The sequence below is a fragment of the Pseudarthrobacter sp. RHLT3-21 genome, assembly GCF_059383495.1.
Window position 1 is genome coordinate 22,214 of sequence record NZ_JBWZCI010000018.1, and the last position, 16,409, is coordinate 38,622.

At 64.9% G+C, this 16,409-nt stretch carries 16 protein-coding genes and 1 pseudogene; 10 read left to right on the top strand and 7 right to left on the bottom strand.

The features are described 5' to 3' along the window. Positions 1-24 precede the first annotated feature (24 nt). Complete coding sequence (locus AC50YA_RS16830; RefSeq protein ID WP_494983381.1) at positions 25-867, top strand: MBL fold metallo-hydrolase; 843 nt, start codon at positions 25-27, stop codon at positions 865-867. A gap of 164 nt (positions 868-1,031) precedes the next feature. After that, the gene (locus AC50YA_RS16835; protein WP_494983382.1) at positions 1,032-2,621 is read left to right on the top strand and encodes an alkaline phosphatase D family protein; all 1,590 of its coding nucleotides are present in this window, start codon (positions 1,032-1,034) and stop codon (positions 2,619-2,621) included. Between the two features lie 264 nt (positions 2,622-2,885). On the opposite strand, the gene AC50YA_RS16840 is transcribed toward AC50YA_RS16835, so the two are convergent. Further along, on the bottom strand, positions 2,886-3,413 hold the full coding sequence (locus tag AC50YA_RS16840; protein ID WP_494983383.1) for a hypothetical protein: 528 nt from the start codon (positions 3,411-3,413) through the stop codon (positions 2,886-2,888). Continuing rightward, the gene (locus tag AC50YA_RS16845) at positions 3,382-4,032 is read right to left on the bottom strand and encodes an AAA family ATPase (RefSeq protein ID WP_494983384.1); all 651 of its coding nucleotides are present in this window, start codon (positions 4,030-4,032) and stop codon (positions 3,382-3,384) included. The genes AC50YA_RS16840 and AC50YA_RS16845 overlap by 32 nt, the downstream gene beginning before the upstream one ends. Positions 4,033-4,456: 424 nt before the next feature. On the opposite strand from AC50YA_RS16845, the gene AC50YA_RS16850 reads away from it, so the two are divergent. Beyond that, entirely contained in the window at positions 4,457-5,245 is a 789-nt protein-coding gene (locus AC50YA_RS16850) for a GntR family transcriptional regulator (RefSeq protein WP_494983385.1), read from the top strand. Between the two features lie 22 nt (positions 5,246-5,267). Here AC50YA_RS16850 and AC50YA_RS16855 read toward each other — a convergent pair whose 3' ends face one another. Continuing rightward, positions 5,268-6,281: a nucleoside hydrolase gene (locus tag AC50YA_RS16855; RefSeq protein WP_494983386.1), complete on the bottom strand. Its 1,014-nt coding sequence runs from the start codon at positions 6,279-6,281 to the stop codon at positions 5,268-5,270. A 52-nt stretch (positions 6,282-6,333) separates the two neighbouring features. Further along, complete coding sequence (locus AC50YA_RS16860) at positions 6,334-7,755, bottom strand: MFS transporter (RefSeq protein WP_494983387.1); 1,422 nt, start codon at positions 7,753-7,755, stop codon at positions 6,334-6,336. Between the two features lie 139 nt (positions 7,756-7,894). Between AC50YA_RS16860 and AC50YA_RS16865 the strand changes: the two genes are divergently transcribed. The 6 genes and pseudogenes from AC50YA_RS16865 to AC50YA_RS16890 all read left to right on the top strand — a co-directional run bounded on the left by AC50YA_RS16865 (position 7,895) and on the right by AC50YA_RS16890 (position 12,103). Continuing rightward, entirely contained in the window at positions 7,895-8,767 is an 873-nt protein-coding gene (locus AC50YA_RS16865; protein ID WP_494983388.1) for a ribokinase, read from the top strand. After that, on the top strand, positions 8,764-9,297 hold the full coding sequence (locus AC50YA_RS16870; RefSeq protein WP_494983389.1) for a GNAT family N-acetyltransferase: 534 nt from the start codon (positions 8,764-8,766) through the stop codon (positions 9,295-9,297). Before AC50YA_RS16865 ends, AC50YA_RS16870 begins: the two co-directional genes overlap by 4 nt. A gap of 8 nt (positions 9,298-9,305) precedes the next feature. Beyond that, positions 9,306-9,574: pseudogene (locus AC50YA_RS16875) on the top strand (alkaline phosphatase D family protein); the annotation flags it as partial. A gap of 344 nt (positions 9,575-9,918) precedes the next feature. Then, the gene (locus tag AC50YA_RS16880; RefSeq protein WP_494983390.1) at positions 9,919-10,491 is read left to right on the top strand and encodes an SRPBCC family protein; all 573 of its coding nucleotides are present in this window, start codon (positions 9,919-9,921) and stop codon (positions 10,489-10,491) included. After that, the gene (locus AC50YA_RS16885) at positions 10,484-10,879 is read left to right on the top strand and encodes a hypothetical protein (RefSeq protein ID WP_494983391.1); all 396 of its coding nucleotides are present in this window, start codon (positions 10,484-10,486) and stop codon (positions 10,877-10,879) included. Before AC50YA_RS16880 ends, AC50YA_RS16885 begins: the two co-directional genes overlap by 8 nt. A 39-nt stretch (positions 10,880-10,918) precedes the next feature. Continuing rightward, positions 10,919-12,103 carry a cation:proton antiporter gene (locus AC50YA_RS16890; protein ID WP_494983392.1) on the top strand — a complete coding sequence of 395 codons (1,185 nt, stop codon included), beginning with the start codon at positions 10,919-10,921 and terminating at the stop codon, positions 12,101-12,103. 96 nt (positions 12,104-12,199) lie between these two features. On the opposite strand, the gene AC50YA_RS16895 is transcribed toward AC50YA_RS16890, so the two are convergent. After that, positions 12,200-12,751, bottom strand: coding sequence for a hypothetical protein (locus tag AC50YA_RS16895; protein WP_494983393.1), 552 nt, complete (start codon positions 12,749-12,751; stop codon positions 12,200-12,202). 27 nt (positions 12,752-12,778) lie between these two features. Here AC50YA_RS16895 and AC50YA_RS16900 point away from each other — a divergent pair, with 27 nt between their 5' ends. Next, positions 12,779-13,201 carry a DeoR/GlpR family DNA-binding transcription regulator gene (locus AC50YA_RS16900; RefSeq protein WP_494983425.1) on the top strand — a complete coding sequence of 141 codons (423 nt, stop codon included), beginning with the start codon at positions 12,779-12,781 and terminating at the stop codon, positions 13,199-13,201. 91 nt (positions 13,202-13,292) lie between these two features. On the opposite strand, the gene AC50YA_RS16905 is transcribed toward AC50YA_RS16900, so the two are convergent. Next, the gene (locus AC50YA_RS16905; protein WP_494983394.1) at positions 13,293-14,555 is read right to left on the bottom strand and encodes an MFS transporter; all 1,263 of its coding nucleotides are present in this window, start codon (positions 14,553-14,555) and stop codon (positions 13,293-13,295) included. Between the two features lie 146 nt (positions 14,556-14,701). After that, positions 14,702-16,297 (bottom strand): IclR family transcriptional regulator domain-containing protein, encoded by a 1,596-nt coding sequence (locus tag AC50YA_RS16910; RefSeq protein WP_494983395.1) that lies wholly within the window; start codon positions 16,295-16,297, stop codon positions 14,702-14,704. Between the last annotated feature and the right edge of the window lie 112 nt (positions 16,298-16,409).

Genomic DNA, 16,409 nt, shown 5'->3' on the forward strand with positions numbered 1-16,409 from the left:
AGGTACTACAGTCTCGACACGCGGTTGCAAACCACAATCGGAAGGAGCCCCGTGCTGAGGCAGGTCGCGGAGGGTGTGCTGATCCACCAGAGTGAGTTCTGCCAGAGCAACGCCGTTGTAGTGCAAGGCCGGGCTGGCGTGTTGCTCATCGACCCCGGAGTGCACGGCTCCGAAATGGCGTGCCTCGCGAAGGACCTGTCCGATTCGGGCCAGACCGTTGTGGCAGGCTTCTCGACGCATCCTCATTGGGATCACCTGCTCTGGCACGCCGGGCTCGGCGCGGCGCCCCGTTACGGCACCGGCCGCTGCGCTGCTACTGTCCGGGATCGATTGTCGGCCGGGCTCGATTCACGCCGGCTCGGCATCCCCGAAGAGGTACCACTGGACCTGCTCGGCCTCATTACCGGCCTGCCCGCCGAGATGGCGCAGATTCCTTGGGATGGCCCTCGTGTCCGGATTGTCGAGCATCAAGCGCATGCCCCGGGTCATGCGGCGCTGGTGATTGAGGAACGCGGGGTTCTCGTCGCCGGCGACATGCTTTCTGATGTCTTGATTCCGATGCTCGACTTGAACGACACCGCTTACCCGATCGAGGACTACCTCGCCGCGCTCCGGCTGCTCGAGGGCGTGGCGGGCGACGTCGATGTCCTCGTCCCCGGCCACGGGTCCATCGGCGGAGCTGAACAGGTACGCGCACGGATCGACCAGGATCGGGCGTACGTGCACGCCTTGCGTGACGCCCATGATCCCAGCGACCCGCGGATCGGCCCGTCTGCCATGCCCGGCTGGGACTGGGTGGGCGGCGTGCACGCACGGCAACTCCAGCTCCTCGCCGAAAGAAGCGAGCGCGACGGAACGCCCGGCTAACGATCGAATACCGGGCACTGCGGGCTGTCCCGGGCAAGGGACTGCCATTCAGTAACCACCAGCAAGTAGGAACCGCTCCAAGTCGACAGCCTTTGTCACGCAGTTAACCGCCCATTCACATCACCCTCACAGCCTGTCCAACCGGCCGCAATACGGTCGAAGGCATGGACAACATTTCGCGCAGATCCCTCCTTTCCGCCGGCATCGGGGCGGGGCTCGTCGCCGCTTGGCCGGCTGCCGCCGTCGCCACCTCAATAGCGGACGACGCCGGTCTCCGCACCGATCCGTTCCTGCTGGGCATCGCCTCCGGCGAGCCGTGGCCGGACGGCTTCGTGATCTGGACCCGGCTGGCGCTGGACCCCATCGCCGAGGACGGCCTGGGCGGCATGCCCTCCCGCAACGTCGCGGTCGCGTGGGAAGTGGCTGAGGACGCCAACATGCGCACCGTAGTAGCCCGCGGCGTCGAAACCGCCCGGATCGAAACCGGGCACTCCGTCCACGTGGAGCTCAAGGGCCTCCGCCCGGGGCGCGAATACTTCTACCGGTTCCGCACGGGCCGGCACGTCAGCGTGGTGGGCCGCACCCTTACCAGCCCCGCGCCGCATGAGACGCCGGCGGCGCTGGCCATGGCGTTTGCCAGTTGCTCGCAGTACGAGCACGGCTACTTCACCGCCTACTCGCGGCTGGCCCAGGACCACCCGGACCTGGTGCTGCACCTGGGTGACTACATGTACGAGTACAAGAAGGACAGCTACGTGATCGGCGGCGGCAACCCGCGCGACCACCAGGGCCCCGAGACCACCACCCTGCAGGGCTACCGGCAGCGCCACGCGCAGTACAAGTCCGACGCCGACCTGCAGGCAGCGCACGCCGTCGCGCCGTGGCTGGTGGTGTGGGATGACCACGAGGTGGACAACAACTGGGCGGACGAGGTCCCGGAGAACAAGGACGCCGGCCAACTGAACGACACCACCGAGCACTTCCGGCAGCGCCGGTCCGCCGCGTTCCAGGCGTACTACGAAAACATGCCGCTCCGCGCGACCTCCGTGCCGGCCGGGTTCGACATGAAGATCTACCGCACCATCCAGTGGGGCCAGCTGGCCAACTTCCACATGATGGACACCCGGCAGTACCGCGACGACCAGCTCGCCGGCGACGGCTGGCGGAAAAACGTGGCCGAGCGCCTGGCGGAGGACCGCACCATCACCGGCGCCGAGCAGGAGAAGTGGCTGCTGGACGGCTTCAAGAACTCCACCCAGCGCTGGGACGTTTTGGGCCAGCAGGTGTTCTTCGCCGAGCGGGACAGGGATAAGGCACCGGAGATCGACGACGTCTCCATGGACGGGTGGGACGGCTACGCCGCGTCGCGCCGCCGCATCACCCAGGGCTGGGTGGACGCGAACGTCCGCAACGCCGTGGTCCTCACCGGCGACGTGCACCGCAACTGGGCCAACGACCTCAAGGTCGACTACAAGGACCCGGCCTCCCCGGTGGTGGGCTCGGAACTGGTGTGCACCTCCATCACCTCCACCGGCAACGGCACCGGCTCCTCGGCCGATCCGGTCATGGCCTGGAACCCGCACCTGAAGTTCTACAACGACAACCGCGGCTACGTGAACACCCGCATTACGAAGGATGCGCTCACCGCTGACTTCCGGGTGCTGGACTACGTCACGACGCCGGGCGCACCCGTAAGCACGAAGGCCTCCTTCGCGATCCAGGACGGGGTGCCGGGGCTGGTGGCACGGGCGTAAGGCCCCGTGGCTGAGTCTGTCGAAACCTAAACGCCCGGCGGGGATTCCCCGCCGGGCGCAGCTGGTTGAGCCTATCGCAGCCGAATCACCGGCTCCCCTGGGAAACGACAGAGTGGCGGAACCATTGACGTCGCAAACAACGGCCTAGCAATAGCCAATTTGATACCGACCGGAGAATCGCTGCTTGAACATCTGCTGTTGTCGGGAAGCCTGCGGCGGGCGGTCGACGGCCGGGCGCCGCACGCGCCAAAGAACTTGTAGCAGCTATTGCACTACCGCAGCTTCCATCCCGGCAACCATTGCCTTCGCCTGCTCACGAACCTCGACACCGTTTAGCCAGGAGGCAATGAGAGTCAGCCTGACAACGTCATGGTCCAGCCCCAAATACTTCGCGATTTCGAGGAAGAATCTTTGATGGACCATCCCTTCAGTGTGTGCGATAGCAGCGTCGAGCCTCGCATGTGAGATGCCGAGTCGGTCCGCAGCCTCAGATCCGCAAGACTCCAGAATGCTTTCTTCAGGATTACGCCCGGGCAAGAAGAACGCGTTGACTTCTTCAGAGCCTGAGCGCTGATCGCCATCCAGCACGAGCACAGGTACGAGCCGTGACATCGTGGACAGAATGTCCAAAGTCTCCCTGGCCTCACCGGTACCGCCAAGCCTGACGATGTCCCAGGACCGACCGTGGTCTGAGCCGAAAAGCGCGAGCGCCGTTCGAAGAATCTCCTGACCCAACGAGTCTTCGACTAGTGCCAGATATTTAACCAACTGCTCGTAGCCAAGAGCCGCCATGACCGCGTTGGCTCACATGCTCTCTAACTACGATTCCAGTCGCACGTCGAACTGTGAACCGGAGAATGTCAGCTGGGAGCCTCCGGATCATTGCTTCAGAATGCGTGGCAATTATCGTTTGGAATCCGCCGGCAAGGGTACGTCGAGCGATCTCATCCAAGAAAGCTATATGCCCTCGCGGCGAAAGGTAGCTTTCAGGTTCATCAATCAGGACGATGTCGGTGGCTGCGGACCTCTCAAGTTCCCAGATGCAAAAGAGAACCCACAGTTCTCCTGAACTCATCTCGTATGAAGTTCGCGCTTGACCGTCCGGCATGGTCGCCTCAAGGTATGGCGCGTCATAGGAATCACTCTTGAAGGTGAAGAATTGCACGCTGGAATATCGGCGTCCAAGGATTCTGTTGATGCTGTCCAATGTTGGTCTGTCAGCCGACCAGTCTCGTTCGAAATCGTCTGAGTGATTCGGAAGCTTGGCGTCCTGCATCCACATCTGGTATTCGCCAAATGCTCTGTGCGCACTGAGCGGTACGGTGAGGCGAAGTTCTTCAAGGTTCTCCCCAAAAACGAAACTCTCAGACCGCGGCCCGCCAGATCCACTATGAAACTTTGGGGCGTCCATCCGGATCCCATGTCTATCGTGTGGGTCCCCGCGACTGCGCCAACTTCCGCGCGCCCGCTGCCCTTCCGTCTGGACCTTGAGGCCGGAGGAAACCGCATGGGTTCGTTGCCATACTTGGGCAAGGACTCTTCCAGGATCTTCAAGAGATACGATTTCCCGGACCCGTGACTCCCCACGACCGCTGTGAACCGCGCGAAGCTTACTTCCTGTTGAGAAAAAACTGGAGAACTGAGAACACTGAGACGTCTCAGGTGGACGTGGTCCGATTTCGCTAACTTCGAGAGCACGGTCGGGTGATCACTGACTGGCGGCATACGACGAGTCTGGAGAGAAATCATCGGCCATCAACAAGCCGAAGTTGTCCAACAGACAAGTCACACTTGTCGTACGCTGGAATTCCCGAAACCACTAAGCGAGGCATAACGTGCACGAGGACGCCGCCAGGTTCCTGTCCCAGCCGGTGGAGGCCCAGCCCGGCTCGCCGCTCCGGGTTGCCGTGTACTCCCGGATCGCCGAGGCCATCCGCAACAACCTGCTGACGCCCGGCTCGATGCTCCCCACCGAAACGGAGCTCGGCGCGGACATGAAGGTCAGCCGCACCGTGGTCCGCGAAGCGCTGATGCTGCTCGAGGAGGACGGACTCATCCGGGCCCGCCGCGGCGTCGGCCGGTTTGTCGCCGACACCCTCCCCCGCATCGGAATCGAACAAATCCGGCCCTTCGAGGAAGTCCTCGGCGGCCCTGGGCAGCACATCGAGATCAAACGCATCCAACGGCAGCGGCAGCCCGCCTCGGAGTTCGTCGCCCCCGGCGTGGGCGTGGAGCCCGGCGCCGACTGCTGGCTCTGGGAGTCGGTCCTGATCCGCGACGGTGAAGCCATCGCCCACCTGCAGGAAAACATCTCGGCCCTGCCGGTGAGCCTGGGCGGCAGTTCCGCTGCCGCTTCGCCGCTGGAAATCGACGACGACGGCGGCAGCTCCCTGCTTGCCGGCCTGAACAACCGCTTCGGCCGGGTCCTCGGGCCCGGCGAATGCCAAATCAGCCTGAGCCAGGTGGGGCCCAGCCGCGCCAAGCTGCTGGACCTGCGCGCGCCGGACCCGGTCCTCGTGCTGACGCAGTACGTCAGGCACGCGAATCGGCCCTTCTACCTGGCCAAGTGCCTCATCGCGGCACGCGCCGGGCACCTGTCCGTGATGCAGTCGCTCCAGTCCTAACCGGCCCGACCGATACTCCGACTCAGGCGACCGCCGCACCCACGGCCCATGCCGCCGTCGTACTTTCAGGGCCCCTAAAGGACTGCAGCACCTCCACCAGGTGCGGCGCGAAGTCGCCGTCGAGCTCCAGCACCACCCGGCAGCGGGCGCCGGGCTGCTCCGGGTAGTCCATGTACCGTCCACGGAGGTCGCAGATGGTCTGTCCGCGTCCGGGACCGTCGGTGGTGTCGACGTCGACCCTCACCACCGGCGCCACCGCTGCGGTGACGCCGCCCACCGCGAGGGCCGCGGCGAGGGGGTCGTGCATGGCGGAGCAGGCGCGGCCGAACTGGCTCTCGTAGAAGCGAAAGTAATAGCCCAGCATGTCTCCGAGTGCCTGCGGGACCGGATGGCCCGCCGCGAGCAGTTCCTGCCGGTGACTCTCCTCGAGCACATTGGACATGGTGACGTCCAGCGGCACCAGGGTCACGTCCCAGTCGGCGGCGAGCACGTCCGCCGCGGCTTCGGGGTCGTTGGCGATGTTGGCCTCTGCCACGGGGGTGATGTTCCCGGGCGCGAACGCGGCGCCGCCCATGATGGTGATGTCCTGCACCAGCCGGGGCAGCTCGGGATCCAACCGCAGCGCTTCGGCGATGTTGGTGAGCGGACCGATGGCCAGGATCCGCAGCTGGCCCGGGTGTTCGTGGGCGAGCCGGACCAGCATCTCGGCCGCGGTTCCGGGCACCAGTTCGGCGTCGGCCGCCTCCAGCGAAACGTCGCCGATCCCGTTGGCGCCGTGGACGTGCGGGGCACCGCCGTGGAAGGCGCCGGCCTGCGGGTCGTGGGCTCCGAGCGCCACGGGGACGTGGGCGTGCCCAGCGAGCTGGAGCAGGTCCAGGGTGTTGCGGGCGCCGACGGCGGCACTGACGTTTCCACTGACGGTACCGATCCCCCGGACGTCCGCCTGCGGCGAGGCGAGCAGGTAGGCCAGTGCGAGGGCGTCGTCGATTCCGGTGTCGCAGTCGAGGTAGAACGGGTGGCTGATGGGCGTGGTCATGCTGAGTTTCTCGTTTCGTTGGTGCTGGACGTTGGTGCTGGATGGCGTCGGATCAGAGCTTTTCGCCCTTGGGTGCCGCGACGAAGAGGCTCACGAGGAAGGCGGCCGCGGTGATGGCGACCGAAATCCAGAGTGCGGCGCTGTATCCGGCGGAGGTGGCCAGGGCGGCGAACGGTGCCACGAGCACGACGCCGAGGCTCGCGCCGATGCCGAAGGCGGCGCCGTTGATGCCAGGCAGGGCCGCAGGTGCTTCCTTGGGAGAGAGCAGGACGGAGAGTCCGTTGATGGCGGTGAGGAAGAGCCCGTTGTAGAAGATGCCGAGGGCGCCGACGGCGATCAGGACGGCCACCTGGTTGTCGGCGAACGTGGCCGCGGCGATGGCGCAGGCGAGGCTGAGTCCGGTTCCGGCCCGGAGGGTTTTGATCCAGCCGCGGCGGTCGGCGAGCCAGCCGGCGAGGGGCGCGGCGAAGACGCCGATCAGGGCTGCGGGGGTCAGGAACAGCAGGGCAGACATGGACGCGCTGAGCCCGAAGCCCGCGAGGGCATCCTGGCTGAGCAGCACAACGGTGAAGTTGATGATGGCGAAGATGCCGGCGAGAGTCAGGACGGTGGTGGCGATGACGGGCCAGACCTGGCGGGAGCGCAGGTGGTGGACGGCGATGAGCGGGTTGGTGCGCTTCTTCTCGATCATCCAGAAGGCGGCGAAGGACGCGACGGTGCCGGCCAGGAGGGCCAGGGTGCTCGGCGCGGTCCAGCCGGCGGCGGAGCCGCCCGAGACGAAGTAGGTGATGAAGACCAGGAATACCGACAGGGACCCTGCGCCCCACCAGTCCATGGCGCCGCGTACTCCCTGCGGCCGTCCCTTCGGGACGGTTTTGATGATGCAGGCGGCGGCGATGGCCGTCAGGACCAGGACGACGACGAAGATGGACCGGAAGCCGAGGGTTTCGGCCATGAGGCCGCCCACGTAGCCGTCGACGCCGCCGACCCCTCCGTTGATGGCGGCGATGAGGCCTACGGAAGTGCCGAAGACGCGGGCCTGCAGGTTTTCGCTGAGGACGATGTAGGCAAGCGCGAAGACCGCGCTTGATACTCCCTGGAGGAACCTGCCGGCAATGAGGAGCGGCAGCGTGGGGGCCGCGATGCACAGGATCGTGCCGACGCCCATGATCCCGAGGACCAGGAGCAAGGCGGCGCGGCGGCCGATGAAGTCGCTCCAGCGTCCGATGACCGGCCCGGCGATGGCGCCGGCCAGGAAGAACATGGACTGGACGGGGGCTGCGCTCTCCGCGCCCTGTCCGAAGGAGGCCGCGATCTGCGGCAGTGCCGGGGTCACCATGCTGGCGTTGAGCTGGAAGGACAGCACGCCGAGCATCAGGGTGGAGATCAGCAGGGCGGCGCGGCGGCCGCCGATTATTGGCTCCCCCTCCGCGATTTCCGGCGGCGAAGCGGCGACTGAAGTTGGGGTGTTCACATCAAACTCCTTTGTTATGCAGGGCGGTTCCTGCCCTTGGGATGTGAGTTGTTATACAACCATGTATGATGCACAAGTACAACCGTGCCGTACACTATTTCCTAATCCAGCCGCTTTGGCTTCACCGATAGGACTTTCCATGAGCACTCGACTTCCTGCCGTCACCGTCGTCGGCAGCATCAACCTCGACATCATCGCCACCACGGACCGTCTCCCCACCGCCGGCGAGACCCTCGGAGGAGGCGTTCTGCACCAGCAGCCGGGCGGCAAGGGAGCCAACCAGGCCGTGGCCGCTGCCCGCCTGGGCTCCAGCGCGAGGATCATAGGGGCGGTGGGCGATGACGCCTCCGGCCGGCTGATGTTGGCGTCTCTTTCTGGCGCGGGAGTGGACACCACTGATGTGGCAGTGCTCGACGGCGACGCGACCGGCACCGCGCTGATCGTGGTGGACCGGGATGGCGAAAACCAGATCGTGGTGTGCCCGGGGGCCAACTCCGGCTTCTCCTTGGGGGGCGTGGTGTTCGGGCCGGATGAGACGGTGCTGTGCCAGCTCGAAGTGGGTCTGCCCGTGGTGATGGAAGCCGCCCGTCGTGCCCCCGGTTTCTTCATCCTGAACGCGGCCCCGGCCATGGCCCTGCCGGCGGAGCTGCTGGAGCGCTGCGACCTGGTGATCGTCAACGAGACCGAGTACGAGCTCATTCCGGCGCTGGCAGAGGCCAAGCTTGTGGCGGTGACGTACGGCAGGGACGGGTCGGCGATGTTCGAGCACGGGCGACGAGTGGCAGAGGCTCCCGCTTCGGCCGTGACAGTTGCGAACACCATCGGTGCGGGAGACGCATTTTGCGCGGCTCTGGTTCTGGCCCTCCGGTCGGGACATGACTACTCCACAGCGCTGGCCGTAGCCAACGCGGTAGGGGCGGACGCCGTGGGCGACGCTTCGTCGCAGCCGGCGCTGGCTCGGTTGGAGGAGTACGTTGCCAGAGTGGCTGCAGCGGAGGTTGCTGCCCTGTGAATCTTGTTTTTCGGCCGGCAAGGCCTGCCGATTATTCCGAGGTCCGGAGAATTACCCGGGAAGCGTACATCCACGCCGGCCACTTCACCGCCGACCACCCGTATATGAGCGTGCTGGACAACGTGGAACACCGGGCGGACCACGCCGAGGTATGGGTGGCCGAGGCCTCCGGCGCGGTGGTCGCGGCAGTCACGCTTACCTTCGCGGGGCAGCCGTACAGTGAGATCGCGGTTGACGATGAGCTTGAGTTCCGGATGCTCGCCGTTGATCCTGCCGCCCAAGGCAGCGGAGTTGGGCGTGAGGTCGTCCGCCGAGTCATCGCACATTCCGAGTCGCTGCCGAGCATCAGGGCGATCAGCATCACGAGTGCGACGTTTATGGAACGGGCCCACGGCCTTTACGAATCCCTCGGCTTCAAGCGGGCTCCCGCCCGGGACTGGTATGTGCCGGGCGAGGATGTACTTCTCTGGGTGTTCCGGCTGGAGCTGTCGCGCGCCATCGCCGGCTCGAGGCGGAACGTCAGCCTGTAAGGCACGACTCGCAGTACGAGCACGGCTACTTCACCGCCTACTCGCGGCTGGCCCAGGACCACCGGACCTGGTCCTGCACCTGGGCGACTACATGTACGAGTACAAGAAGAACAGCTACGTGATCGGCGGCGGCAACCCGGACGCCGGCCAGCTGAACGACACCACCGAGCGGTTCCGGCAGCGCCGGTCCGCCGCGTTCCAGGCGTACTTCGAGAACATGCCGCTGCGGGCCTCGTCCGTGCCGGCCGGGTTCGACATGAAGATGTACCGCACCATCTACACCAAGATCACGAAGGATGCGATGACCGCAGACTTCCGGGTCCTGGACTACGTCACGACCCCGGGATCCCCCGTCAGCACGAAGGCCTCCTTCGCGATCCAGGACGGCGTGCCGGGTCTTATCGGTGGTTGAGCCTGTCGAAACCGTCGAAACCCCGGGTGCTTAGGCCTGTCGAAACCCACCGGGGGGTTCCATCTCCCGCGGCGAGCGAGGATTCGGTAACGCGCGTGCTGTGCCAGCCCTCCGGCCACTTTCCCGACGGGTTGTTGTGCCCATGGCCAGGCGCCGCGCAGGTGTGACAGCATGAGTTCACTATCCATCCGCGCCGTGGAAAGGCAGCAATGGGCGGCAATTCCAAGAGCAGCACTGACTACGAATTCTTGACCGTCTGGCGCGTTGCGGGGACCCCTCGTGAAGTCATGGATGTTTTGGGCGATGCCGGGACGTTGGCCCGCTGGTGGCCCTCCGTGTATTTGACCGTCGTACCATTGGATCCGGGGCACCCGGACGGCACGGGAAAGGCATTTTCCCTACACACCAAGGGTTGGCTGCCGTTCACCCTGCGCTGGAGGTTCACGGTCACCGAGCCCATTACGGAGCAAGGCTTCGCAATCTCAGCGCACGGTGACTTGAACGGTACGGGGCGCTGGACTTTCGAACAGGACGGGCCGGAAACCGTGATCACGTACGACTGGCGGGTCAGCCCGTCGAAGCCACTGGTCCGGCGGCTGAGCTGGCTGCTCAAGCCCGCCTTTTCCGCGAACCACCGTTGGGCGATGGCCCGCGGTCAGGAAGCCCTCGCCCTTGAATTACGGTGTCGGCGCCCTGGTGCGGACCTCTCCAAGATCCCCCGGCCGGCGCCGCCCACGTTTGCAGGCCGCTACCGCTGGCCAAGGAGTACGATACATGCCTGACGAAAACAGGGGCGAGGTCCGCTGGTTGCCGCAGCCGGAGGAGCAAGATTATCCGGGTGCGGCGGACTATCTGTCTCTACTTGAATCCGACGACGTCGTTGCCACCATTGTTGCGTCTCTCACGGTCGCCCCCATCCAGCATCGCAAGGCCAAGGATATTCTGCGGGCCGCGGGGCTGGTGCTGCTACCTGAGGACAACGCCCACGTGGCATCGGACCTGAAGAAGATCAAGGAAGGCAAGAAGCTCTCGCCCATCCTGATGGTCAGGGGCGACTTGGCCAGGGGGATTCCCGCGCAGGTGGCCGATGGCTACCACCGGGTGTGCGCAAGCTACTACACGGACGAAAACACCGACATTCCACTCAAACTGGCTGACGCGCCCCGCTGACCACCGCAGACGAACCGCAACGCCGGTAGAAGGAGGGACGTGTCGTTCTTTCAGCTTTCGCTGATCGCCGCGGTCGCGCTCCTCGGTCCGCTGCTGGCGCTATCCCAGAAATGGCGCCTTCCCGTGGTGCTGGGGCAGTTGCTGGCTGGTATCGCCATCGGGCGCACGGGTCTGGGCCTGGTGGACTCCTCGGATCCCACGTTCACCTTTGTGGCCGACGTCGGGTTCGCCCTCATCATGTTCGTCGCCGGGACGCATGTCCCGGTGCGGGACCAAGCCATCCGCCCCGCACTGGGTGGCGGCGCCCTGCGTGCCGGCATCGCCGCAGTGCTCGCGGCCGCCGTCGGAATCGTCATTGCCTTTGCCTTTGGCACCGGACATGCTCCCCTTTACATCGTTCTGCTCGCTTCCTCTTCGGCAGCCTTGGTCCTGCCGATCGTCGATTCGCTGCGGCTGAGGGGACCAAAGGTCCTGACGACGACGGCGCAAGTGGCGGTAGCGGACATCGCCTGCATTGTGGCGCTTCCGCTTGCTGTCGACCCACCCAATGCGCCGAGGGCAGCCGTCGGGGCAGCCGTCGTCGCGGCGTGCGCTGCGGTCCTGTTCTTTGTCCTTCGCTGGCTGGAGCGCAGCGGCACGCGCGGACGGATGCATGACGTGTCCGAGGACCGGAAGTTCGCCCTGGAGCTCAGGATCCAACTTGCCTTGCTCTTCGCGCTCTCCGGGCTTGCCGTCGCGGGCCACGTGTCCATCATGCTGGCCGGGTTCTCCTTCGGCCTGGTGGTCGCAGCGGTGGGAGAACCCCGGCGACTGGCTCATCAACTCTTCGCCGTCAGCGATGGCTTTCTAGGGCCGGTGTTCTTCGTATGGCTGGGCGCATCGCTTGACCTGCGCGCCCTTGCGGGAAGCCCCAGAATGATTCTCCTCGGGATTTGCCTAGGGTTTGGAACGCTGCTGGTCCATGGAAGCCTGCGGCTACTCGGCCAGCCCCTGCCGCTCGCGGTGCTTGCAGCATCCCAGCTGGGAGTGCCGGTTGCCGCCGCCACTATCGGCTCCCAATTGCATTTGCTGGAACCGGGAGAAGCCGCGGCCATGATCCTCGGGGCCCTCATCAGCATCGGGGCGAGCACCATCGCGGGCTCACGGGCCGCCCGCACGTTTACCCAGCCCGCCCCGGCGCCGGCAGACAAGCCGTCCGAGGGCGGCCCGACCGTGGCTGCGTAGCTCACCCAAGGCCCAGGGTTGAGTCTACCCACGGAGGAACCGCAGCAACCTCAGTGGAAGGGATGAGAAAGGGGCCAATGCCGGTGCGCACGGACCCTAGGGAACCGGTCGGCGCGGGCTTTGGAGCGGACGGTGGGCAAAGAAGACAATGGCAGCGTAGCCGGTAGGAAGGACAACCAAGCTGCCCAGCCAACCGGCTGACAGGAACAGTAGGACCATCCGGTCCCGGTCCTCAAAGGGCGTCAATGATTGTCCGGCGACGACGACTTTGCCCGCCGCCGGGCGTGCGACGACCGCCATCCGCAGGCCCGGCTCCGGCTGCCATGTCACAGCGTCGGATCCGGAAGCTCTTGCCGCCCGAAGCACGCCGGCGGGAAGAACTGGAAGTGACCCGTGGAGGGTAACCGTCCCGGATGTCGGCTTGTCGTCCTCCCCATAGACGATAATGAAGACTCCGCTGTCGGGGCCTAGTTCCAGCCGCGGCGCCCCCGGCGGCTCCGAACCAATCAGCTGGACCTGTGCCGCAGCGGCAGCCGCCGGTGCAGCATCCGCTGAGCGGCGGCCGAGCTGCTGGAGGGAGACATAGACACTGCCGAAGATGAGCGTGGTGATAACCGCTGCCGTCAGCCAACCGATGACCCTTTGCATGCCTCCATCATCCGCCGCCGCGCCCATTTGGAGCCACCGGCAACGGCACCGGCTCCACCACCGACCCGACCATGGCCTGGAACCGGCACCACGGTCCAGGCGATGAGCCCCTACCTGCAGGACCGCAAGGACCTCACCATCGTCTCCAACGACCTGGCCACCGCCACCGCCTTTCTCGACTATCCGGGGATCGACCTGATCTCTGTTGGCGGACGGGTTGACAGGGACAACAAGTCGATTATCGGCCGGCTTGCCGCGCTCACATTGGCCGAGCTGTCCCTGGATATTGCGTTCCTGTCGTCGAGTTCCTCGGACATGAAGCACGGGGTAACCACGCCGGTGGAGGCCAAGATCGACCCGAATGGGCGCTACGCCAAGTACCGCGTGCTCGCGCTGGAGGAGCTTGACCTCATCATCAGCGACGCCGGCCTGGACGAGATGTTCCTATAGACAAGGCCACGTGCTCGCTGGTCTTCCCATGGCTTAACTCGAAACCCACATGGTCCAGCTTGATAGGTGGGGAGCCGGCCGTTTTGCGGTTTTAGGCTTTTGTTTCCGACTTCACGATGATTTCAACATCGTCGGGGCGCTCGTTGACGAAGTACATGATGATCATTCCGAGGAAAGGGCCGGCGGCGAGTGTGATCAGCGCGGCCATGAAGGAATTGTTGGTAGCTGCGAAGACGGCGCCTACCGCCAAGGGAACAAGGACGCTTCCGATCTGCCACATAGCGTTGGTCATACCGGCGGCGGTGCCGAGGACGCTGCTGCTTACGAGCCTTGGCACGAGGGCAACGATTAGCGGAAGGTAGCAGTAGGCTCCGAGTCCGAGAAGCGGGGCTGCGATGAAGAATGCTACGGCGTTATCCAGCAAACCGAAGACGACGAGCATGACGGAGAAGCCACCAAGGACCACCATCGCAGGAACCCTGCGTGCGCCGTTGAACTTATCGGCGATCCAGCCGATGAGAGGCTTGCCCAGGACCCCGAGGGCCGCGTAAAGCGCGACGATGCCGCCGGCGACCACAGGATCTATGCCGTGCCCCTTGATCATGAGTGCGTTGGACCAAGTGATGAAGCCATAAGTTCCCCAGAAGCCGCCAAATCCTGCCAGAGCCAAGAGAAGAAGGTTCTTGTTGCGTGCCAGTTCGCGAAGGACAGACCGGCCTTCTCCAGGGTGGATCGTCTTGGACACGACGGGGCCGGGCCTCAGTATGAGGTAGCAGACAACGCCGGCCACGATGGAAATGCCCCCAAATAGCAAATAAGAGGCGTGCCAGGAGTAGTGCTGAATCATGTAAGGGACGGCAGTGTTCGCCACAACGACGCCGAGCGATGTTGCTGACGTGTAGATCCCCATGGCCTTGCCCAGTTCCTCCGGACGGAACCAACTGGAAATCAGCTTGATGCCTGCGGCATACTCAGCTCCGGCGAAGAGGCCGATGACTGCCTGGATGGCCATCCCGATTGCCGGGGACGTCGTTGACCCGAAGAACATCATCGACGCTCCGGCCCCGATAAGGGATAGAGAAATGAGAAGACGTCCACCCACTTTGTCCGTAAGGAATCCGCTGCCGGCGTTGGAGACGACGTACCCGATGTAGTAGAAGGTAGCGAAAAGCCCCAAGCTTGCCAGGGGCACGCCGAGGTCTTCTCCAATGAAGATCGATGCCGGACCCCAAGTCGAACGGTCAACTGAGGTCATGGTGAAGGCGAGCCAGCAAAGCATGAGGGCAATCCAGCGGTAAGGCCGCTTGGACGGATCAACAGCGTTGCCGACTCGGGCAGGGTCAAGGGTAGTCATGTGTATCCCATCTGGGGAGGCGTCGTTGCCGCGGGACATCGCGAAAACTAAGAATTTGCGTGTGATGAATATAACCACCCGCAGAGACGAATAGCAACCATTTTTATCCGCATAGTGTCACCATGCGCGCAAAACGGACGATTTCTCTAGGCGTCGAGGCCATCCCTAAGATCCATGACGAACTCCGCGGCGGCCCCCCGCAAGGCTGGCAGGAAGGTACTAGTCATCTCGCTGTCCCGGGTGGAGGCCTCGTGCACCGAAGCACTCAAGGCGGCTACAACCTCTCCCCGGCGGTTCCGAAGGGGGACCGCGACGGCGCGGATCCCGACCTCGAGCAACTGGTCAACGTAACTCCAGCCCTGCTCCCGGACCACTTCCAGAGTGTCCCCCAAATCGGCCACGCCGTCACCGGCGCCACCTCCGCCCGCGGAGCGCGGAGCGTCCTGAAGGGACCCGGGGGGCAAAAGGGACAGGAGAACCTGGCCCATAGCCGTGCGGTGCGCGGGAACCCGGCTGCCCGGGCGAATGTTCACGGTCAATGGGCTCGGCGAACTCGCCCTGGCTACATATCGCAGGTCCATGCCGTCGAGTACGCCGATCGAAACGGACGCTCCGAGCTTTCGCGCCAATGCTTCGAGGCGGGGTTTGGCCACGTCCGCCAGAGAAATCCTGGAAAGCAGGGAGTATCCCAGTTCCAAGACTCGCGGAGTCGGCGCGAAACTGCGCCCCTGCGGCGCAAGGTAGCCGAGGGAGACCAAGGTCAGAACGAAGCGTCGCGCCGCTGAACGCGGGAGCTGGCACCGCTCCGATATCTGCGCCAGGTTCATGGCTGGGTGGCCCTCGTCGAATGCCGTGAGGATGCACAAGCCCCGCTCTACCGACTGGATTGCATCCGTCGGGCGTCCCATCGGGCGGGCGTTGTGGACAGGCGCCATGACCGACCTGGCGGGAGCTGCGCCGGAACTCGGCCAAAGCGCATCCACGGTCCGTTGCGCGGCAGACTGGAGGAGCGGAAGGAGATCATTCTCGAGCGCCGTGATGTCCACACGAGTGGCGTGCGCAGCAATGTTCAGGGCGGCGATGATCCGCCCCTTCGGGTCCCGCAGGGGAATGGCCACGGACCGGATTCCCCGTGTCAGCTCCTGGTCCGCCAGCGCCCAACCACGCTCAAGGGCGTCGGCGACCTTTTCCCGCACATAGTCCGGATCGAAGCCGGAGGCCGGTTCGATGGTGGAAAGGTAGCCCTCCAGTTCGTCCGGAGCAAGGCCACCCAGCAGAACACGGCCGGTGGCCGTGCTGTAGGCGGGCACGCTGGTGCCGACGGCGATGTTGGCCGTGACGATCCTGTCGGCGGCCACGCGGGCGGTGTAATAGACGCGACGCTTGTGCAGGACCGTCAAGGAAGCCGTTTCCCCGACAGCGCGGACGAGCTCTTCGAGATGGGGGTATGCGGCGTCCGCCAGCGGATCGCTGCGGAGGTATGCGTCACCGATCTCAAGCACCCCGGGGGCCAGTGTGTACCCCCCCGCCGACTGACTTGCGTAGCCCAGGTACTCCAAGGTGAGGGCGAACCTGCGGGCCGCGGTGCGCGTAATGCCGACCAGGGTCGCCACGTCGGCGACAGACAGCGGCTCTTCCCGCCCACTGAACGCCCTGAGGACCGACAGCCCTCGTTCCAAGGAGTCCACATAGTCGGGGTCCTTGATGGCGAGCTCTGCGGCCGCCGGCGTTGATGCATTCACAGTGTCGAATCTAGACCATCACCCCACCGACCATCTGTACTGCCAGCAAGGACACGGCTTGACGGGTGATGAGACGCATGCAACACTCAACGAGCCGCATAACGCGCAGATG

Coding starts and splice junctions, on each gene's coding strand:
- AC50YA_RS16855 (WP_494983386.1), bottom strand. CDS start 6,281: ATGACCACGCCCATCAGCCACCCGTTCTACCTCGACTGCGACACCGGA.
- AC50YA_RS16865 (WP_494983388.1), top strand. CDS start 7,895: ATGAGCACTCGACTTCCTGCCGTCACCGTCGTCGGCAGCATCAACCTC.
- AC50YA_RS16840 (WP_494983383.1), bottom strand. CDS start 3,413: ATGGCGGCTCTTGGCTACGAGCAGTTGGTTAAATATCTGGCACTAGTC.
- AC50YA_RS16905 (WP_494983394.1), bottom strand. CDS start 14,555: ATGACTACCCTTGACCCTGCCCGAGTCGGCAACGCTGTTGATCCGTCC.
- AC50YA_RS16885 (WP_494983391.1), top strand. CDS start 10,484: ATGCCTGACGAAAACAGGGGCGAGGTCCGCTGGTTGCCGCAGCCGGAG.
- AC50YA_RS16845 (WP_494983384.1), bottom strand. CDS start 4,032: ATGGACGCCCCAAAGTTTCATAGTGGATCTGGCGGGCCGCGGTCTGAG.
- AC50YA_RS16835 (WP_494983382.1), top strand. CDS start 1,032: ATGGACAACATTTCGCGCAGATCCCTCCTTTCCGCCGGCATCGGGGCG.
- AC50YA_RS16895 (WP_494983393.1), bottom strand. CDS start 12,751: ATGCAAAGGGTCATCGGTTGGCTGACGGCAGCGGTTATCACCACGCTC.
- AC50YA_RS16880 (WP_494983390.1), top strand. CDS start 9,919: ATGGGCGGCAATTCCAAGAGCAGCACTGACTACGAATTCTTGACCGTC.